The organism is Candidatus Contendobacter odensis Run_B_J11, assembly GCF_000531125.1.
GTDB classification, from domain to species: domain Bacteria; phylum Pseudomonadota; class Gammaproteobacteria; order Competibacterales; family Competibacteraceae; genus Contendibacter; species Contendibacter odensensis.
In genome coordinates this window covers 1-17,390 of sequence record NZ_CBTK010000018.1, presented here as the reverse complement: position 1 = coordinate 17,390, position 17,390 = coordinate 1, and the positions used below count along the sequence as shown (strand labels likewise).

Annotated in this window: 15 protein-coding genes; 10 read left to right on the top strand and 5 right to left on the bottom strand. The window is 56.8% G+C overall.

Going from position 1 to position 17,390, the window contains the following annotated elements; genetic code table 11:
* The first annotated feature begins 9 nt into the window (after window positions 1-9).
* Both BN874_RS01130 and BN874_RS01125 read left to right on the top strand, forming a co-directional pair.
* Window positions 10-702, top strand: coding sequence for an electron transport complex subunit E (locus tag BN874_RS01130; protein ID WP_034430325.1), 693 nt, complete (start codon window positions 10-12; stop codon window positions 700-702).
* A gap of 49 nt (window positions 703-751) precedes the next feature.
* Complete coding sequence (locus BN874_RS01125) at window positions 752-1,042, top strand: RnfH family protein (RefSeq protein ID WP_034430324.1); 291 nt, start codon at window positions 752-754, stop codon at window positions 1,040-1,042.
* 102 nt (window positions 1,043-1,144) lie between these two features.
* Here BN874_RS01125 and BN874_RS01120 read toward each other — a convergent pair whose 3' ends face one another.
* The gene (locus tag BN874_RS01120) at window positions 1,145-1,720 is read right to left on the bottom strand and encodes a nitrogen fixation protein NifQ (protein ID WP_034430322.1); all 576 of its coding nucleotides are present in this window, start codon (window positions 1,718-1,720) and stop codon (window positions 1,145-1,147) included.
* Between the two features lie 18 nt (window positions 1,721-1,738).
* Window positions 1,739-3,151, bottom strand: coding sequence for a nitrogenase cofactor biosynthesis protein NifB (gene nifB, locus BN874_RS01115; RefSeq protein WP_051497277.1), 1,413 nt, complete (start codon window positions 3,149-3,151; stop codon window positions 1,739-1,741).
* A 383-nt stretch (window positions 3,152-3,534) separates the two neighbouring features.
* Here nifB and BN874_RS01110 point away from each other — a divergent pair, with 383 nt between their 5' ends.
* The 8 genes from BN874_RS01110 to BN874_RS23170 all read left to right on the top strand — a co-directional run bounded on the left by BN874_RS01110 (window position 3,535) and on the right by BN874_RS23170 (window position 14,756).
* Window positions 3,535-4,665 carry an efflux RND transporter periplasmic adaptor subunit gene (locus tag BN874_RS01110; protein WP_034430341.1) on the top strand — a complete coding sequence of 377 codons (1,131 nt, stop codon included), beginning with the start codon at window positions 3,535-3,537 and terminating at the stop codon, window positions 4,663-4,665.
* A gap of 18 nt (window positions 4,666-4,683) precedes the next feature.
* Window positions 4,684-7,845, top strand: a complete 3,162-nt coding sequence (locus BN874_RS01105; RefSeq protein WP_081756049.1) for an efflux RND transporter permease subunit — start codon at window positions 4,684-4,686, stop codon at window positions 7,843-7,845.
* A gap of 3 nt (window positions 7,846-7,848) precedes the next feature.
* Window positions 7,849-8,238, top strand: coding sequence for a VOC family protein (locus tag BN874_RS01100; RefSeq protein WP_034430321.1), 390 nt, complete (start codon window positions 7,849-7,851; stop codon window positions 8,236-8,238).
* 35 nt (window positions 8,239-8,273) lie between these two features.
* Window positions 8,274-9,494 (top strand): MFS transporter, encoded by a 1,221-nt coding sequence (locus BN874_RS01095; RefSeq protein WP_034430320.1) that lies wholly within the window; start codon window positions 8,274-8,276, stop codon window positions 9,492-9,494.
* Between the two features lie 475 nt (window positions 9,495-9,969).
* Complete coding sequence (locus tag BN874_RS01090; RefSeq protein ID WP_051497276.1) at window positions 9,970-10,800, top strand: Hachiman antiphage defense system protein HamA; 831 nt, start codon at window positions 9,970-9,972, stop codon at window positions 10,798-10,800.
* Window positions 10,797-14,147, top strand: a complete 3,351-nt coding sequence (locus BN874_RS01085) for a DEAD/DEAH box helicase (RefSeq protein WP_034430319.1) — start codon at window positions 10,797-10,799, stop codon at window positions 14,145-14,147. Before BN874_RS01090 ends, BN874_RS01085 begins: the two co-directional genes overlap by 4 nt.
* 146 nt (window positions 14,148-14,293) lie before the next feature.
* Window positions 14,294-14,563 (top strand): BrnT family toxin, encoded by a 270-nt coding sequence (locus BN874_RS01080; protein WP_034430318.1) that lies wholly within the window; start codon window positions 14,294-14,296, stop codon window positions 14,561-14,563.
* Complete coding sequence (locus tag BN874_RS23170) at window positions 14,553-14,756, top strand: hypothetical protein (RefSeq protein WP_081756048.1); 204 nt, start codon at window positions 14,553-14,555, stop codon at window positions 14,754-14,756. Before BN874_RS01080 ends, BN874_RS23170 begins: the two co-directional genes overlap by 11 nt.
* Window positions 14,757-14,990: 234 nt before the next feature.
* Here the strand turns inward: BN874_RS23170 and BN874_RS01075 are convergent, their stop codons facing one another.
* The 3 genes from BN874_RS01075 to BN874_RS24120 all read right to left on the bottom strand — a co-directional run.
* The gene (locus tag BN874_RS01075) at window positions 14,991-15,677 is read right to left on the bottom strand and encodes an ABC transporter ATP-binding protein (protein WP_034430317.1); all 687 of its coding nucleotides are present in this window, start codon (window positions 15,675-15,677) and stop codon (window positions 14,991-14,993) included.
* Window positions 15,674-16,918: an ABC transporter permease gene (locus BN874_RS01070; protein ID WP_034430316.1), complete on the bottom strand. Its 1,245-nt coding sequence runs from the start codon at window positions 16,916-16,918 to the stop codon at window positions 15,674-15,676. Before BN874_RS01070 ends, BN874_RS01075 begins: the two co-directional genes overlap by 4 nt.
* 190 nt (window positions 16,919-17,108) lie before the next feature.
* On the bottom strand, window positions 17,109-17,390 hold a 282-nt coding region (locus BN874_RS24120; RefSeq protein WP_230314292.1), incomplete at its 5' end, for a hypothetical protein.

The following is a 17,390-nucleotide window of genomic DNA, read 5'->3' as shown; positions in this document are numbered from 1 at the left end:
GAGTCGAATATGAGCAACAACCTGTACCGCGACATCATCGGCGACGGACTGTGGCGCAACAATGTCGTATTTACCCAGATGCTGGCGCTGTGCCCGCTGATGGCGGTGACCACGACCGCGACCAACGGCCTGGGCATGGGGTTCGCCACCACCGGTGTATTGTTGTTGTCGAACATCACTATTTCCGCTCTGCGCGCCTATATCACTCCGGAAGTGCGAATTCCGGTTTATGTGCTACTGATCGCGTCGTTGGTAACCATGGCAGATATGGCGATTAATGCCTGGCTGCATGAACTGTATAAGGTTCTCGGCCTGTTTATCCCGCTGATCGTGGTCAATTGCGCGGTACTCGGTCGAGCGGAAGCTTTCGCCTCTCGCCAGCCGGTGGCGGCGTCGGCGCTGGATGGCTTGATGATGGGGCTGGGATTCACCCTGGCGCTGGTGTTGATCGGGGGCTGTCGGGAAATTCTGGGCAGCGCCACCTTGTTTGCCGGTGCTTCGCTGCTGCTCGGTCAAGGCTTCGCCTTCTTGGAAACCACATTGATCCACGATTACAAAGGCTTTTTGCTGATGTTATTGCCGCCAGGTGGATTTCTGGTACTCGGTTTTTTGCTGGCGGGTAAACGGATTCTGGATCAGGCCCTTGCTCGTAAAAAATCAGCGACCGCTGTTGCACCGGACGGTCAGATGTCCGCTGCTTGAAGTAGAGCAACGACTTTTATCTCTAGTTGCACACGCGAGGAAAATGACGATGCACGTTGGAGTGGTTTACGCCGATATGCGGCAACAAATTCTGCTGAATCTGGAGGTGCCGGAAGGCAGTACGGTACAACACGCTATTGAATGCTCCGGCATTCTGGCGCGTTGCCCGGAAGTAAACCTCAAGAAGAACAAGATTGGCATCTACGGCAAAATTGCCAAAGTCAGCACGCTATTGAGTGAGGGTGATCGGGTGGAGATTTATACTCCAATTATGGTTGACCCCAAGACCATCCCGCAGCGCAAGGTCGCTTTGGATGATGACGATGAAGATGAAGATTAAAATGGATGGAGCGAAAATCCTGAACTCGCGTTTGAGAGGTCCACACCGAATCCTCCGGCGCTCTTTCTGCTGAAGAGGCAAAGCAGCGCTTTTACCTGTCGTTCAATCTTCCGGCCCGAAGCAATGGGAATAGTCCGCGCATAATTCACAGGCCGGGGCGCGACACAGATAAACCCCTTCCTGCTGGCAAAGTTGCTTGTAGAGAAACTTCTTCCATTTCATATCACGGTCGTTTTTCGCCGCCAGCGCCGGGAAATTACGCACCATTAACGCGCTGAGTTCGCGGCGCGACCACAAGCCTAAATCCTGCCAAAGGTGATCGCTGGACATGCAACCGGCAGCGATGATTGTGCTTATCCAGACTTCTGATTCATCCTGTTCGGCCCGGTGCAGTTGCAACAGCTTGACCAGTTCCTCGCGTTCTTCCAGCAGGCGTAAATCCCAATGGAGCGGAATCGGATGGGGCGTCGCGGGCAACAGCGCACCGGGAAAACGCCGATGCAACAACGCAGCAAAATCAGCGGGAATCAGTCCCAGGCCGGTCGGCAAGGAACCACCGCCGCTGTAATGCGTTGCCAGCATTTGCGCCAGCGCATCGTCGTTGGGCAAGCCCCGGCTATGGGCTATCCACTGCTCGTAAAGGGGCTGCCGAGGGTTGACCGTCGCGTTCGTCAGCATTGGAACAGTGGCTAATGGTTAACCCGCCGCAGCGCGAGTTTGTGCCAACATCAAGCGCCCGTTCGCCCGCCATTCCTCATAAACGGCCCGGAGCGCTACTTCAATCGGCTCTTCGCCGTGCTCACTGTTGGGTTCAATTCCGGCGTTTTCCAGTGCCCGCCATGGAGTGAAGCCCACCCGGGCGCATAAAATCGCCGCACAGTCGGATAGCGCCCGAATCGCCCCGTCCATCGCCGCTTCCGAGTCGCCGCAAGTCGTCGCGCCATGGCAGTAGCGGGCGATTTCACGCCGCTCGATCAGGTGAATGGCATTGGCAGACACCTGATAAATCAGCAGTTCGCGCAAGTGCCCGAAATGAGCGTCAATGGTCTGTCCATTTACACTGCCCACCGCCAGCCGCAAGAGTCCTTGATCCGACTTCCGTCGTTGCACCGGCGCGAGATGCGAGCGCCGTTCCGGTTTCGCAGCTTGCGTCGCCAGTTGCCGGGAAATGGTGGCGCGTACCGCTTCCCGCTTAGCCATTGCCGCCTGGGGATCAATCGTCATCGCCTCGACTTTCGCCATGCTGAATTCGGCATTGCGATCCGCGCCCAGCATTCCCGCCGCATCGGCGCGGCATTGCTGGCAATGACTCATCATCGTCTCGCTGCTGCCGCAAGCGGCGCGTACTGCTGCCAGTTCTTCGGCGGTTGGCTCGCGTTGTCCAGTCAGTCCGTAATGGGTGCCGTGTTCAGCGCGGGCGATCAGCGGCATGATGTTATGCATGATCGCGCCTTTTTCCCGTACCACCTGGTTTACTTCTGGCAGATGGGCGTCGTTGATGCCGGGAATCAGTACCGAATTGATTTTCACCTGAACACCACGCGCCACCAGCATGTCCAAGCCGAGCAACTGTTGAGCGATCAAGGTTTCCGCTGCTTCGCGCCCGCGCAGCCGGTGTTTCCAGCGAATCCATGGGTAAATCTGCGCGCCGATATCCGGGTCTACGCAGTTAATCGTGATGGTGACATGGTTGATACCGTGTTCTACCAGTGCCTCGACCTGTTCCGGCAACGCCAGCCCATTGGTGGACAGGCACAACAGCAGGTCAGGCGCTTGTATCCGCAGTTCCCGCAAGGTGGCGAACACCGGTTCGGGATTGGCGAGCGGATCACCCGGCCCGGCGATGCCGATCACTGCCAGATGAGGAATCGTTGCCCCCACCGCCAACGCCTTCCGAACGGCCTGTTCCGGGGTCAGCAATTCCGAAACGACACCGGGCCGCGATTCGTTGCTGCAATGGTATTTGCGATTGCAGTAATGACATTGAATGTTGCAGACCGGTGCCACCGGCAGGTGCAAGCGGGCGAAGTGCTTGTGCCCTTCTGGGGAATAGCACGGGTGAAGCGCCGGTGCTTTGCCGGTAGCCAGCGGCTGACTATTCGATTCCATACCCACGCTTCCCCATCGCAAAGCCCGGCGGAACGGCTGGCGGTCCGCCGCCGACCGGAATCGGGCGGCGATTAACCTTTAGCAAACGTCATGCCTATCAAAAATCTATGGCTTAACCTATTGCTGAAATTGCTTTTTTCATAGAGATAATGAGCAGGATGTGGCAAATGCCACAAGCCCGAAGCCAACGATTGTTAGCTATGGAACACAGGATTAAGGAATGCTTGTGGAAGGTTTCAGCGGCACATAGCGCGGTGAAAACGGCCAAACGGTGATAGGCGGGCATCACTAGCCGGGTTATCCTTGCGCGTCCTGGAAAGCGTGTGCCTACCAAAAGTGGCTTCGCAGTGCCAGGAACCGGTTTTTTCGACATTGGGAAAGATATGGCTAAGAAGATCATCCTCACCCTCATCGGCCTGCTGGCTCTCGTAGGGCTGCTCGCCGGGACCAAAGTCCTGCAATTTAAGACCATGTTCGCTCAAGGCGCAGCGTTCGCGCCGCCCCCGGAAACCGTCACTACCGCCCAGGTAAAACCGGATCGCTGGCAACCCACGCTGACCGCCATCGGCTCCATCACCGCCGTCCAGGGGGTCATGGTCAGCGCCGAGATCTCGGGCACCGTCAAGGACATCGCGTTTGAATCAGGCGCGACCGTGAAAGCGGGCGAACTGCTGGTCGAACTCGACACCGCCATTGAACAGGCCCAACTGCGCTCAGCCGCCGCCAGCGCCGATCTCGCCCGCGCCAACCTGGATCGCGCCCGCACCATGCGCAGCAAAAACATGGTCTCCGCCGCCGATTTCGATGCCGCCGAAGCTCAAGCCAAGCAAGCAAGCGCGCAGATAGACAACATCAACGCCGCCATCGCCAAGAAGACGATTCGCGCCCCCTTCGCGGGTCGGCTGGGCATCCGCAAGATCAATCTTGGCCAGTTTCTCGATAACGGCGCGGCGATGGTGACTCTGCAATCGCTCGATCCGGTGTATGTGGATTTCGCGCTGCCCCAGCGTTATCTCGCCCAATTGCGCGCGGGCATGACCGTGCGGGTCGCGACCGACGCCTTTCCCAAGCAGGATTTTGAGGGCCGAATCACCGCCATCAGCCCCGAGGTGGACAGCGTCACCCGCAACGTTCGCCTCCAGGCCACGCTGGCGAATCCCAAAGGACGGCTGCAACCCGGGATGTATGTCGAAGTCGCCGCCGTCCTGCCGGACACCGAGCCGGTCCTGATGATCCCCGCCACTGCGGTGCTGTATGCGCCCTACGGCGATTCAGTGTTCGTGATTGAGGACAAAAAGGACGAGAAAACCGGCGCAGTCGCCAAGGTATTGAATCAGAAGTTTGTGCGGCTCGGTCCGGCCCGGGGCGATTTCGTGGTGGTGGCCTCTGGTATTGACGCCGGGCAAACCCTGGTCAGCACCGGCGTATTCAAGCTCCGCAATGGGATGAGCGTGGTGGTGGACAATGCGCTGGCGCCGCAACCCCAGCTTGCGCCCAAGCCTGCCAATTCGTGACCCGGACGCCCGCTTCTCATGAAAACCTTCACCGACCTGTTCATTCAGCGGCCCGTTCTGGCGATTGTGGTCAATCTGGTGATCATCATCGCCGGGATTCAAGCCATCTTCACTCTCAACGTCCGCCAGTACCCACGCAGCGATAACGCCAGCGTCACCGTCACCACCGCCTACATCGGCGCTAGCGCTGATCTGGTGCGCGGCTTCATCACCACCCCGCTGGAACGCGCCATCGCCGCAGCGGACGGCATCGACTATCTGGAATCGCAGAGCGCCCAGGGGCTTTCCACCGTTCGCGCCCGCCTGAAGCTGAATTACGACGCCACCAAGGCGCTGGCCGAAATCGGCTCCAAGGTCGATCAGGTGCGCGGCGACCTGCCGCCGGAAGCCGAAGTGCCGGTCATCAACATCGAGTCGGCGGATAGCGAATTCGCCTCCGCTTATCTGAGTTTCAGCTCCGATATCCTCCAGCAAAACGAAATCACCGACTATCTGGTGCGGGTGGTGCAACCCCGCCTGACCGCCATCACCGGGGTGCAGCGCGCCGAGATTCTGGGCGCCCGCACCTTCGCCATGCGGGTCTGGCTCAAGCCCGACAAGCTGGCCGCGCTCAACATCAGCCCGGTGCAGGTGCGTCAGGCGCTGGCCGCCAACAACGTGCTCGCTGCGGTCGGGCGCACCAAAGGTTCGCTGGTTCAGGTTAACCTGACCGCCAACACCGATCTGCGCTCAGTGGATGAATTCAAGAATCTGGTGGTTTTAGAGAAGGATGGGGTGCTGGTGCGACTGCGGGATGTCGCCGAGGTGGTGCTGGGGGCTGAGGATTATGAAACCGAGGTGCGCTTTTCCGGGCAGACTGCGGTGTTCATGGGCATTTTCCCGCTGCCCAACGCCAACGCCATTGATGTGATCCGGCGGGTCCGCGCCGAGATGGATTTGATTCAGAAGGAGTTGCCCACCGGCTTGCAGGCGCGGATCGCCTACGACGCCACCAACTACATCAACAACGCGATTGCCGAGGTGGTGAAAACCCTGGCGGAGACGCTGCTGATCGTGGTGATCATCATCTTCCTGTTCCTCGGTTCGCTGCGCTCGGTGCTGGTGCCGGTGATCGCCATTCCGATTTCGCTGATCGGCGGCATTTTCCTGATGCAACTATTCGGCTTCACCATCAACCTGCTGACGTTATTAGCGATTGTACTCTCGGTCGGTCTGGTGGTAGACGACGCTATCGTGGTGGTGGAGAACGTCGAACGTCATTTACGCGAAGGCCAGACGCCCTTCGACGCCGCGATTCTCGGCGCCCGCGAGCTGGTCGGCCCGATCATCGCCATGACGCTCACCCTGGTCGCGGTCTACGCGCCGATTGGCCTGCAAGGGGGGTTGACCGGCTCGCTGTTTCGCGAATTCGCCTTCACTCTGGCGGGCGCAGTCACCATCTCCGGGATCGTGGCGCTCACCCTGTCGCCGATGATGTCGTCCAAATTGCTCACCGCCGAAGACGAACAACACTGGCTGCCGGCGCATATCAACGCCGCTTTCGAACGCCTGAAACGGTTTTACGGCCATCTGCTTGATGGGGCGTTAAGCGCGCGTCCGGCGGTCTATCTGGTGTGGGGCGCGCTGTCGATCCTAGTCGTGCCGATGTGGATGTTTTCGCCCGAGGAACTGGCGCCCAGCGAGGATCAGGGCGTGATCTTCGGCATCGTGGATGCCGCCGCCAACGCTACCCTGGATCAAACCAGCACCTTCGCCGCCGCCGCCAACCAAGTGTTCCTGGGCGTGCCCGAAACCGAGTTCACCTTTCAGATCACCTTTCCCACCTCCGGTTTTGGCGGGATGGTAACCAAGCCCTGGAGCGAACGTGAGCGCAATGTCTTTCAAATCCTGCCCGAAATTCAGGAAAAACTGCAACGCATTCCCGGCATCCAGATGTTCCCAGTGACGCCGCCGGCGCTGCCCGGCGGTGGTCAATTTCCGGTGGAGTTCATCATCGCCTCGACCGCCGACAGCCGGGAAATTCTCGCCATTGCTCAGCAGATTCAACTCAAGGCGATCAGCAGCGGCCTGTTCGCCTTCCCGCCGCTGATTGATGTCAAGTTCGATCAGCCACAGTCGGAGGTCGTCATTGACCGTGACAAGGTGGCCGCCCTGGGTCTCAACCTCCAGCAGGTCGGCTCTGACCTTGCAGCGGCGATGGGCGGCAATTTCATCAACCGCTTCAACATCGCTGGGCGCAGCTACAAGGTCATCCCGCAGGTGGAGCGGATTGACCGGCTCAATCCCGAACAACTGGAGAATCTCTATGTCACCGGCCCGGACGGTCAACTCGTGCCGCTCGGCGCGGTCGCCACGCTGCGCCAAAGCACCCAGGCGCGCTCACTCAACCGGTTCCAGCAACTGAATGCGGTCAAGATCAGCGGGGTGGCGATCCGCCCGCTCGATCAGGCCTTGCGTTTTCTGGAAGACGAAGCCGCCAAACTGCTGCCGCAGGGCTATGTGATCGACTACACCGGCGAGTCGCGGCAGTTGCGCCTTGAAGGCGGCAGCCGGTTCTTCGCCACCATGGGCCTGGCCATCATCCTGATCTTTCTGGTGCTGGCGGCGCAGTTCAACAGCTTCCGCGATCCGCTGATCATCCTGCTGGGCTCGGTGCCGCTGGCGCTGTTCGGCGCGTTGCTGTTCACTTTCCTGAAGATGCCCAGCCCAGATACTCCGTTCCCGTTCACCGAGGGCTGGACCACCACGCTCAATATCTACTCCAAGGTGGGACTGGTGACGCTGATCGGCCTGATCGCCAAGAACGGCATTTTAATTGTGGAGTTCGCCAACAAACTCCAGCGCGACGGCCTTGGCAAGCTGGCGGCGGTGCATGAATCCGCGCTGATTCGATTACGCCCGATTCTGATGACCAGCGCCGCCACCATTGCGGGGCATTTGCCGCTGACGCTGGTGACCGGCGCCGGCGCCGCCGCCCGTAATTCCATCGGCCTGGTGCTGGTCGGCGGCATGGCGGTCGGCACCCTGTTCACCATTTTCGTGGTGCCGGCGCTGTATATGCTGCTGGCCAAGGATCACGCCCATGACCGGGATGCGGAACAGGCGGCAGCCGCGACCCATGCCGACCATCGGGAGCATCCGCCAGCGCCACTGAACGCAACGCTGAAGGCAGGAGGGTAAAACATGAACACTCTCGGTTTTCAACGACTCAAGGTAATAGCGCTGGCCGTGGAAGACTTGGCGCGGGCGGAACGCTTTTACCGGGATACGCTCGATCTGGTCCCGGCTTTTGAAGGGGAACGGCAGGTCGGCTACATGCTGGGCAACGTGATCGTGATGCTTAAGCCGGTGGCCGACGGTTGGTATGCGCGACCGAGCGCCCAGCTTAACCCGCGCATGACCTTCGCGACCGAACACGCGCCGCAAACCGAACGGGAATTAGCAGCGCGGGGCGTCACGATCAGCGATCCGGTGCAGGCATATCCACAGGAAGGCTTTTACGTCGGCGGATTTCTCGATAGCGAAGGCAACAAGATCTGGTTTTGCTCCCCGATAGAAACGGCTGGCGGTTAGCGTGACGAAACCGGTACTCACCGTTCACTGGTCAAATGGCTACCCGTTTTCCAGTCCCCTATGCGCTCCAATCCCGCGACTTTGCGCTCTACTGCAGCGCGCGCTTCATCTCGGCCCTGGCCGTGCAGATGCTGAATGTTGCCGTTGGCTGGTGGGTGTATGCCCTGACGCACGATCCGTTCGCGCTGGGTTTGGTCGGACTCGCGGTGTTTCTGCCCGCCATCGGGCTGGCGCTGGCGACCGGCCATGCAGCGGATCGCTTTGACCGGCTGCTGATCCTGCGGATTTGCTACGCCATCGCCACGCTGGCGGCGGCAGGTCTGCTGTTCTACGCCGGGAGCGGCGCCCGGCAGGTTGGGCCGATCTATGCGCTGCTCCTTTTGTTTGGCGTTGCTCGCGCTTTCGCCAATCCGGCAGGACAGGCCATCGTCCCCAATTTAGTGCCGCCGGCGCATTTGGGCAGCGCTATCGCCTGGAATGCGTTGGCGTGGCAGACCGCCACGATTGTTGGCCCGGCGCTGGGCGGCATTCTGTATCTGTTTGGCGCAACGGTGGTATTCGCGGCGGTGACGCTCAGCTTCGCCATCACCTTTGGCTTACTGGCGGCAATCCGGTATCAGGCCATCGCGGTTGAGCATGAACCGACCGATTGGAACCAACTGCTGGCCGGCATCCGTTTTATCTGGTCGAAACCGGTGGTGTTCGGCGCGATCTCGCTCGATCTGTTTGCGGTGCTGCTGGGCGGAGCAACCGCGCTGTTGCCGGTTTACGCCCACGATATTTTGCATGTTGGGCCGGAAGGTCTCGGCCTGTTGCGCAGCATGCCGGCAGCCGGCGCGGTGCTGATGGCGTCGTGGCTGGCCTGGCGGCCCTTGCGGCGGCATATCGGGCGGCGGATGTTTCAGTCGGTGATCGTGTTTGGTCTGATGACGATTGGCTTTGGTCTGTCGGAACATCTGGCGCTGTCGCTGGCGTGCCTGTTCGTGCTGGGCGCAGTGGATATGGTGAGTGTTTTCATCCGCCAAACGCTGGTGCAAATCGAGACGCCTGATGTCATGCGTGGGCGGGTTTCAGCGATCAACACGGTGTTTATCGGCGCATCCAACGAATTGGGCGAATTTGAATCGGGAGCGCTGGCGGCGCTGATCGGCACGGTGCCGACGGTTGTAGTTGGCGGGATCGGCACCTGGATCATTGCGGCGCTGTGGTTGCGCTGGTTTCCGGCCTTGCGGGATCGGGATCGGCTGGGGAATTGAGTTTTGGTGGCCGGTGATCTACTGGCGACAGGGCATAGCGGCAGAAGGAAGAAGAATAATGACGTTATTGCGACCTGTTCTGCTTCTTACGCCCACTTGGAGTTTTCAAGTTGGGCTGTGAGGATGAAATAGTCTACGCAGAAATTTAGCTGTTCTTAACAAACTTTCATCAGGCTGATTTTAATTATTCAGTGTTTGTCGCTATGGTTGCGAAAGACTAATTCTAGTTGACGCCGCGTTCTGAATGGCGTCAGCAGGGTGCGAGTTGAGCCCAACTTGGCGTGGTCCGTGTAGAGCGTGGGCCAACTTCTCGTTCGATCGGACACAGATCATCATTGCATTCGCGACTGGTGTTCGTGAGGTTGCCAGGTCGACAAGCCATCCTTTTAATCCACGCATGGGGACTGTCCAACTCGCACTCCGTTGGGCGCTCATATGAACCATAAGGCTGACCATGATGAGAAAAAAGAATTGAATGGCACAAACAATGACCAACGACCGAAAAACCATCTTTCCTCTTGGCCCTCACCCGCTTCCGCCCCACCCATGCGGAGTTAATTTTGCGGCCACGGATCAAAACACCATGCACACGGTTCCGCATCGTCTGCTCGATGATGGCCCTTTGCAACCCGATGCGTTTACTGCCGCGATGACGCAGTGGATTGTAAATCACCACGTCAAACCCGAATTCATCGAAAGTGACCGCAGGAGGCGTGAAGCATTAGCCCGCCAAGGACTGGTTGACCCTTCTCGATCACGCCTTCCGACTGCTGATAAAACTAAGAAAGGAAACTGGGCGGAGATATTGCTCGCAGAATATGTTGCCGCATCGTGCGGTGCTCAGCTTCCCGTTTATCGCCTCCGCTACAACCCGAACGTCGACCAATCCATGAAGGGGGACGATGTCCTCGCATTCGATCTCGATTCGGATCCCGCTCGAGTTCTTGTCGGGGAGGCGAAATTCAGGACTACCCCAAACAAACAAGTGGTAGAAGACCTTGTTGGCGCATTGGTGAAGTCTCATTCCGCAAATATCCCAGCCTCACTTCAGTTCGTTGCTGATATGCTGTTTGAAGCCCGGAACAACGAGCTTGGCTCTAAAGTGGCGTCTTGTAATGCCCTTTTCGCACAGGGACGACTTCAATTAGACTACGTTGGCTTGCTCGTAAGCAGCAGGGATGCTCACCTTCACGTTCAGAGAAACGCAAAATCCAGTATCAGCCGATTGGCTGTCATTTCGCTGGGTCTTGGGGATCCTGAGGGAATTGTTACCGCCTCGTATGCGGGCGCAAGAGGGCTGGTATGAGTCTCCCTATCGCAAACGCACGACTACTGGTGCAGTCGATGCGCATGCCGGTCATCCGAAATCTCATCGCGCAATCCAAGGCCAAGCAGGTTTTGAGGGAGGTTCGTGAAATCCCGGCGAATTTTCCGAACTTTGCCCCGGAACTGGATGATCGCGTTACTTTCGTCGCCTACGGTCTGTTGGCCGCTGGTTGCAGTCTGATTGAACAAGGCCAAACTAGCGAGGGCCACGCAGAACTGGAAACAGCAGCGGATATTCTTGAGTCTGCACACCAAACCGAGGTTGCGAATTGTGAGACAAGTGCGCTGCATTGTCTGATAGGCGCCATGGCCTTCTATGCTTGCGGCCAATACTCGCGGGCATTCGTGCTAATTGGAAGCGTTGAAGAACTCACTCCTGCGGCTGGAATTGTTGCTTCCTTCTTGCGGAAGAGTCGACCCCGTTTGATTTCTAAACTAAACGCGGTTCTGCTGGCTCCATCTCCCTCATTCGATAATTCGAGTCAATTTGACGATTGGGCACTGACAATCTGTGTCGCAAGATCAGTGGCGCTCGTCGCCGAACACGCCATTTCAGGAGAACCGGAACTTCTCGCGAATGCGGACGTTGTCCTTCGCGACGCAATGACGATTAGTGAGGGAGCTTCTCATCCTACCTTTTGGTGGCTGGCTCGTCTATTGCGGCTGATGTTCAAGGACTATGGGAATAGTTCATTGTGGTCTGTGCTGCCGCCTTTCTTCGGGCCTGATGGAATCGTGCATGTGGACAGCTACGTGAAGCTACTTGCCTTTCTGAAACCGCCAGTCATCGAACTATGGCAGTCTCAGACTACCGCTCTACAGCTTGCGCTAAACCCCAAGAATAAAGGTGGTGTAATCAATCTTAGAACCAGCGCAGGAAAGACCAGAGTCGCAGAACTGGCGATTCTCCACACGCTCAGTACCGACCCAAGCGCCAAGGTTCTCTACCTTGCGCCGTTCCGCTCACTAGCCTTCGAACTGGAAAAAACTTTCGCTAGGACTTTGGTGCCACTGGGATACTCCGTGTCACACCTTTACGGGGGATCGCGTTTCAGCGGGGTTGACCGCGAGATGGTCAATGAAGGTCGCATTACCATCGCAACTCCTGAAAAGGCGAAAGCGATGCTTCGGGCTGCACCAGAACTTTTCGAGGCAGTGAAGCTTATCGTGATCGATGAGGGCCATCTTCTCGGAGGAAATGAACGCAATGTCCGAAACGAAATGTTTCTTGAACACTTGCGCCTACTGGCTCGCCAACGTGGCGCGAGGATTCTGCTGCTATCGGCTGTCCTTCCCAATGCGGAGGACTTAGCCGCTTGGGTTGGTGGTGGAGTCGATGCGCTGGTGAAGTCGAATTGGAAGCCATCGGCTGAGCGGTTCGGAACCCTTCAATGGAAAGCCTCTGGAGTTTCGATTGAGTGGTTGGGCGGCGAGCGTTGCTTCAATCCTCACTTCATCGAATTCAAAGAAGTTCCAAAAGGGAAAAAGGGGAAACGTATGTTTCCTGAGAGCAAGACAGAAGGAGTTGCTGCTACAGCCGTGCGCCTCGCTGAACTTGGGCCGGTGTTGGTCTTTACGGGCCAAGCTAGGTGGGTGCCATCAATGGCGAAGGCTATCTTATTGGCTTTCGGTCCCGACGAACCATTTTACCCTTGGCCAGCAACGGAGTGGAGACTCTTTGAAGCCGTATGTAAGGAAGAGCTAGGCGACAATCCGTTTGAACTAGCTGCTGCACGTGTTGGGGTGATTTGCCACAGCAATAAGCTGCCGCCTCAAATCAGAATCTCGATTGAGAAATTAATGGCGAAATGCCCACCACGGATAATCGTGGCAACTACCACGCTTGGGCAAGGCGTGAACATTGGAATCTCGTCTGTGATCGTCGCGACGACTTCGATAGGTCAGTCGAAGATCAGCAAACGTGATTTCTGGAACATCTGCGGGCGAGCAGGCAGGGCTTTTGTCGATAGCGAAGGCAAGGTTTTGTTCGCGATTGATATGACGGGCAAGCCTTGGCAGGTGAGGAATGCAAAAGCAGCAGCGAAAGAATATTTTAATGCAGCCCTCCTAGATAAAGTCGACAGCGGCCTGCTCTATGTGGTTGGCCAGATCCACAAAATTGCAGGCGAAGCAGGTATATCCTTCGAAGTCCTTCTGGAGTTGGCAGCGAACGACAACTTTGATCGCTGTGGCGTTAAAAAGGATGAAGTGTTGGGTTTTTTAGACTGGATTGACGACCAGTTGTTGGCGCTGCATGTCGCCTACAAAGGAGATGATCCTGCGATGAATATCGACTGGGTGGACGATACATTTCGAGATTCACTGGCGGCTATTCAGGAAAGCGCAAAACAAGAAGTGGGCCATGAGGACCAACTAATGGGTTTCTTGAAGGCCCGAGTTAAAGGCATTTTGCTCAAAGTGCCAACTTCTGAAGCACGGAGATCTGTTATTGCGTCCGGCCTTCCATTGTCAGTCGGCGTTGTTGCGTTCGATCAATTGGATGTGTTCCGCAGAATGGTGGATCGTTATTTGGGTTCGGAACAGAATGAGATGGCACTTAGCGTTCTGGTTTTGGAGTTTGAGACTTGGGCACGTCAGCACGCAAAGACCATCGTTGAGAAGATTCCAGAACAGGTGACGTTGGACAAAATACGCCCACAATGGCTTGAGGGTGCCTCGCTACGAAAGATCGTCGAAACGTGTGGGGATGAATCCACGGATATTTGCACCGACCTCTACGGCTATCAGCTTCCGTGGCTTTTCCACTCAATTGCCCAGAAACTCGATAAATCAGTCGAAGAAACCCGCGTTCAAATACTCGCAAAAGTAGGTCTTCTCGTCGAACTTGGCTTGCCAACGGAAACTGCAGCTAAAGTTTTCTTGGCGGGTGTTCGATCCCGCACTGCAGCCGTCGAGTTAGCCTGTTTTGTAACCAATCCAGTCGCGAGTGTCTCAAGAATTCGCAATGCTTTGTTGGATTCTGCCACAGTCAAAGCGCTTTCAGCCTTGGTGTCCGAATCGACTCTCGAATGGCTAAACCTTCTTTCAGCAGAACACAGCGCACCAGAAGTTGCGCCCCCGCAATGCACAAGGTTCCGGCTGGATGCTCCGGGCGAAGTAAACACGCTTCACGTTCGCCAACAAACGCCGCAGGGATCCATTTTTCTATGCTCGACTGACGCTCGATTCAAATACGCTGTGCGGGCAACTGAGGAAATGCCTTTCGATAAGTTTGCAAACAACCCACGTTTCATTTTCGCCCGAGATAGCGACGCTTGGATTCAACAGTGCCGAGATCCCCGAATCGATGGATTAAGTTCGGGATGACCATAAGGTGGCCTAGAGGACTTTCTTGAAATATTGAAATGTGATGCGTAACCATATTAAAAAACAGTGCCCAATAAGGCAATCCAGAGGATCTCTTACAGTCGCCACTGACTTCTTACGTCAGAGCCTTGATTTGGAAAATAGTAATGGACTTTGAATGGGATGAAACAAAGGCGCGCACTAACGAAAAGAAGCATGATGTTTCATTCATCGAAGCTGCTGAGGTATTTGGTGATGACTACTCCTCGTGCATCCATGATCCGGACCATTCGTATGATGAGGATCGATACTTACTTTTCGGTGTTTCCTTAAAAGGAAATTTCCTCATTGTATCGTTTATTGAAAAGTCAGATACAATTCGTATTATTTCAGCGCGGCGTATGACCAACCAAGAGCGTAAAGCATATGAACGATGAAGATACCTTGAGACCAGAATATTCGGCTGATTTGATCAAATCTGGAGAGCGTGGGAAGTATGCGAAACGTTATCGGGAAGGCACTAACATAGTACTAATAGAGTCTGATTTGCACAGGCTCTTTCCAGATTCAAAAGCAGTCAATCTTGCCCTTCGCAAATATGCTGAAGAACACCATATAGCGTTGACCTAACAAGTGCATTCAATGCAACTTCTCAATTACCCAACACGCAATCTGCGAACTTAAAGTTCGTATTCTCAATTTACCGACTAATGCTTTCTCAAAGCTTCGAGACTGGTTTCTTCAGCTTGCGGATGAACTAAATCAACGCAGCTTTTTAAGCTGGGAAATTCAACAGACTCATTGAAAACGCGAGAACAGAAATCGTGGATTCTTGTTGACCCGCGCCGATCCCATCGCACATTGCTATGCCCGCCAGTCGGGATCGATCAGGCCATCCACGATACCCACCCGGCGGTCGGCGGCGCTGGCGAAGGTGAGATCATGGGTAACGGCGACCACGGTTTTGCCCAGTTCCCGGGTGAGATCATGCAGAATTTGCCGGACATTAGCCGAAGCGCGGCTGTCCAGATTACCGGTCGGCTCATCGGCCAGAATGATCGGCGGATCGTTGGCGAGGGCGCGGGCAATGGCGACCCGCTGGCGTTGGCCGCCGGACAGTTGGTGCGGACGCTTATGTCCCTGATCGTGCAACCCAAATTGCTGTAATAACACTTCGGCGCGCTGCCGGGCGGCGGCTTCGGTCTGCACGCCGAGCCGGCGCATCGGCAACATCACATTGTCGAGCACGGTAAATTCAGCCAGCAGAAAGTGAAACTGAAACACGAAACCCAACTTTTGCAGCCGGGTGGTCGCCAATTCATCCTCGCCATAGCCCGACGTATCCCGCCCGTCCAGCAGCACCCGCCCGGCGGTCGGCACATCCAGCAAACCCAGCAGATACAACAGCGACGACTTGCCGGAACCGGACGGCCCCATGATCGCCACGAATTCGCCGCGCCCGATCTCCAGCGTAACCTCCTGCACCAAAGTCACCGGCACCTCGCCGGGCAGCGTCCGCCCAAGCTGTTCCGCCGCCAGAATGGCGCTCATCCCATCCCCCGCAGAATCGCCACCGGATGCACCCGTCCGGCCTTGCGCGAGGGGAAATAGGCCGCGCCCACCGCAGACGCCATCGCGAAACTCAGCGCCAGTAAAAACTGGTCGTAACCCCAATAAATGGGCAGAAAAACCAGGTCGGTCGCGCCGGGCGGCTTGAGTTCAACGTGGGCGAGCAGCGTCATCAGTCCCAGCCCCAAGCCTGCCCCCAGCAGACTGCCCAGCAGACCCAGCACGACGCCTTCAGTCAGAAAGATTTGGCGGATGTCGCGAGCGTGGAAACCCATGGATTTGAGAATGGCGATGTCGTGGATTTTTTCCATCACAATGGTCGAGATGGTGTTGTAGATACCGAATGCAGCGACCACCAGAATCGCCGCCACCACGCTGTACATGATGAGATTGCGCACCAGCAATACGCTCATCAGATCTTGCGAGGCCTCCAGCCAGGAAACCGCCTTGTAGCCGATCTGTCCCTCAATCACGCTGGCGACATCACGGGCGGCGTAGGGATCGTCAAGCTGGAGAATAAACCGGTTGACCCGATTAGGCCGGTCCAACATCCCCTGCACCCGCTTGAGCAGGGCGAAAGTCTGGGTTTCATCGTAATTGGAATTGCCAGTGCGGAAGATGCCAACCACTTTTAGAGTGCGCACTTCTCCGCCGGGTGAAGCGGCGTTGACCACGCTGCCCATGGCGAGGCCAAACTTTTTGGCCAGACCCTCGCCGATGACGATGCCGTTCGGATTGGCGGCGAGCGCATCCAGCGAACCGTGGATGAGCTTCTCCTCAATGGTCGAAACGCCCTTCATTTTGGCGGGTATGATGCCGCTGAGGGTGACGCCCTCGCTGCGTCCAGCAAAAGTCAGCACGACCGAACCGACCAACACCGGCGCGGCGCGCAATTCGGGCAAGGACTCGATGAACGCCAGCTTTTGAATATGGCCGCGAATGCCGCGCACTTCGGTCAATGGCTTGACCCGCCGCAATTCAACCGCGCCATCGGGCCAGAGCACGCTCGCCGGTTGCGGTTGGGGATTGCGGTACTCGTCGGAAACGGTGATATGCGGGCTGTTATCCACCAGCCGTTTGATAAAATCGCGCTCGGAGCCGCGCATCAACGACGACACCGCCAGGAAGAACGCCACGCCGAGCGCAATGCCGGTCAGTGAAACCAGCGTGGGCCGCTTGCGGCTGACCAGGTGGGTGATAGCGATAGTGAGTTGAATGGTCACAGTAGAGTAGATCGGTGAACGGGCGAAGCAAAAGGGTAGGCGAGACTGACAGGAATCCTACAGCCCGAACGCCATACTACCCGAATTGGAGGGTGTGGCACGGGCTTGCAGCCTGTGCTACACCATGGCGGCAACCGGTCGCGCCCGCTAAGCTTGCTGTACTTCACCCTCAGGACTTTCGCCAAGCCTCTTAGAGGATGCCATCCGAGTGCTGCTCAAACCGGGCTAATGTTTCAGCCGGCAACCCGTTAAACTCCGGCAGAATCCCGGCATTATCCATCGCGGTTTGGTTCCGCTGTGGATGAAGCGTATCATCGGTTAATCGTTCCGCCGCCGCCATACCGCCCATGCAATTGCCTTTTTCCATATAGTTAACACGAGAAAATAGTGATGAAATTATATCGATTAATATCAATAGTTCGGACAGTTTCATGTAGCGATAGCCCCGTAGTTGCATAGGTCCGCAAAGTGA

Coding starts and splice junctions, on each gene's coding strand:
- BN874_RS01100 (WP_034430321.1), top strand. CDS start 7,849: ATGAACACTCTCGGTTTTCAACGACTCAAGGTAATAGCGCTGGCCGTG.
- BN874_RS01075 (WP_034430317.1), bottom strand. CDS start 15,677: ATGAGCGCCATTCTGGCGGCGGAACAGCTTGGGCGGACGCTGCCCGGC.
- BN874_RS23170 (WP_081756048.1), top strand. CDS start 14,553: ATGAACGATGAAGATACCTTGAGACCAGAATATTCGGCTGATTTGATC.
- BN874_RS01090 (WP_051497276.1), top strand. CDS start 9,970: ATGGCACAAACAATGACCAACGACCGAAAAACCATCTTTCCTCTTGGC.
- BN874_RS01085 (WP_034430319.1), top strand. CDS start 10,797: ATGAGTCTCCCTATCGCAAACGCACGACTACTGGTGCAGTCGATGCGC.
- BN874_RS01095 (WP_034430320.1), top strand. CDS start 8,274: ATGGCTACCCGTTTTCCAGTCCCCTATGCGCTCCAATCCCGCGACTTT.
- nifB (WP_051497277.1), bottom strand. CDS start 3,151: ATGGAATCGAATAGTCAGCCGCTGGCTACCGGCAAAGCACCGGCGCTT.
- BN874_RS01080 (WP_034430318.1), top strand. CDS start 14,294: ATGGACTTTGAATGGGATGAAACAAAGGCGCGCACTAACGAAAAGAAG.
- BN874_RS01110 (WP_034430341.1), top strand. CDS start 3,535: ATGGCTAAGAAGATCATCCTCACCCTCATCGGCCTGCTGGCTCTCGTA.
- BN874_RS01120 (WP_034430322.1), bottom strand. CDS start 1,720: ATGCTGACGAACGCGACGGTCAACCCTCGGCAGCCCCTTTACGAGCAG.
- BN874_RS01130 (WP_034430325.1), top strand. CDS start 10: ATGAGCAACAACCTGTACCGCGACATCATCGGCGACGGACTGTGGCGC.
- BN874_RS01125 (WP_034430324.1), top strand. CDS start 752: ATGCACGTTGGAGTGGTTTACGCCGATATGCGGCAACAAATTCTGCTG.
- BN874_RS01105 (WP_081756049.1), top strand. CDS start 4,684: ATGAAAACCTTCACCGACCTGTTCATTCAGCGGCCCGTTCTGGCGATT.